The organism is Paraburkholderia sp. NMBU_R16, assembly GCF_013282575.1.
Classification (GTDB): domain Bacteria; phylum Pseudomonadota; class Gammaproteobacteria; order Burkholderiales; family Burkholderiaceae; genus Trinickia.
This window is the reverse complement of sequence record NZ_JAAAYE010000181.1, coordinates 1-1722: the sequence shown is the minus strand read 5'-3', so window position 1 is coordinate 1722 and position 1722 is coordinate 1. Positions and strand designations below refer to the sequence as shown.

General features: G+C 61.7%; 1 protein-coding gene and 2 pseudogenes. All 3 read right to left on the bottom strand.

Features of this window, described 5'->3' with window-relative positions; genetic code table 11:
- Positions 1-164: 164 nt before the first annotated feature.
- Positions 165-320, bottom strand: a pseudogene (locus tag GWC77_RS27635) (IS5/IS1182 family transposase); the annotation flags it as partial.
- A gap of 335 nt (positions 321-655) precedes the next feature.
- A complete protein-coding gene (locus GWC77_RS27630) occupies positions 656-1093 on the bottom strand; it encodes an SET domain-containing protein (RefSeq protein ID WP_173262637.1) in 438 nt (145 codons plus the stop codon).
- A 377-nt stretch (positions 1094-1470) separates the two neighbouring features.
- Positions 1471-1722: pseudogene (locus GWC77_RS27625) on the bottom strand (TAL effector repeat-containing protein); the annotation flags it as partial.

The window sequence follows — 1722 nt, the reverse complement described above, 5'->3', positions numbered from 1 at the left end:
CCCCGCTTCATACTCGGGCCAGTTCGTCACCCGATGGGCCATCTTCGGGATGTCATGCCGGCGCGCGGCGTTGTGCTTGTGGGGCATGCATGGGCTTCCAGCAGGACGGACCGCGATTCTATTACTCTCGTCTTTCGTTTGCCTATCCGTGCACCAACGCCACGCCGCGGTGCCTGCCATTGGGCGAGCGCCGCGGGCGTGATCCACAGCGTCAGGCTCCCCCGGCTGCGCAGCCCCGCTTCATACTCGGGCCAGCTCGTCACCCGATGGGCCATCTTCGGGATGTGATGCCGGCGCGCGGCGTTGTGCTTGTGGGGCATGCATGGGCTTCCAGCAGGACGGACCGCGATTCTATTACTCCCGTCTTTCGTTTGCCTATCCGTGCACCAACGCCACACGCACCTGCTGTTCCGGGAAGAACATCAAGCCCCTCGCGATCGTCACAACGATGCCGCCGGGCAAGTCAAGGCAATTTCTTTACCCCCTTGATCGAAACGCGACAGACACTGCACCCGATCGACTCGTAATCGGGCAAAGGCTTCGATCTTTACTTACAACGGCGGCTTCCGGCAAATCTGAAGGGCCGCGTCGGAGTCCTTTCCGAAGCATGCCGCTAGCGAGGTGCGCCTCATTCGCGCTAATGATCGTCGACTGCCTACCGCCGGCTCAGCATGGTTCCCCGGCAGGACGGCGTGCCGCACCAGCACTGATACGCTTGCCGCTCTTCCTCATCAAGGTCGTCGGCCAGTTCCAATGCATAGTCGATGAACAGTTCGTCGCCGATGTCGATGTCATAGGCCGCATCGATGTAGACGCGCCCATTTTGCTCGACCGTTTCACAATTCGCAGTGCAGGCATGGTTCAGCCATCGCGCGCTGTTGCCGCCGCGGCCGCCGTCGATCACGCGACCGTCCGACAGGCCGAAGAGAAACGTGTGCGTTGCTTCGCTCCGAAACGCATAGCGGCGAGCCGCCGCCCGCCACGTCGTCACGGTGCCCTTGTACTCAAAGATCCGCTCCCCGGCGCGCAGCGGCCTCAGCGCGAAGACGCCTCGTCCATGCACGGGGGATCGCCGTACGACGACTCGTCGCATCCGTTTTGCCTCCAATTGTCGACGCGAGTATACGACCATTGAGTAGCGCGACGAAGTAGATTCCAAGACCTGGACCGCAACTGCCGGGTGGCAGGCGCACGAGCTTCGTGAATACCAGCGCGATCGCATCGTGTACCAGCATGAATGCGGAGATCAGGACGAATAATATAAACAAAATGCTCGAACTGCGTCACGCTCAATTTCGTTGGAATGGTCTGCCAGCATGGGGTTCCCGTCATTCGCCCGTCCACAAAACTGGACTATAGCCTGACTCCAGCAACCGCCCTGAAACCCAGCTGCAGTCCGCCTCGCAGACAAATTCCATGACCTCGAAAAACGCGCAACCAGTTGACACATAGAGGGGGAAGACGCGCCGTTCAAACTACGCCAGCGGCTCTTTTTAGCGCGCCGGCCGCACCGCGAGGTTGACTTGCCAGAGGCATGATGGCCTCCTTGGTGTAACCGAGTCCGGTGAGTGCGGCGTGATGTTCGTGCAACGCCCGCAACGCCTGCGAGCCGCCGCTGTTCGCCGCGATCCTGACGATGTCGTCCTTGCTGTAGCCGAGCGCGGGCGCGCGCAGCGCGGCACTGAGATCGCGCACCGTGTGCAACGCCTGCGAGCCGCCTCC

Excerpts from the sequence above, each read along its gene's own strand:
- GWC77_RS27630 (WP_173262637.1), bottom strand. The coding sequence starts at position 1,093 with ATGCGACGAGTCGTCGTACGGCGATCCCCCGTGCATGGACGAGGCGTC.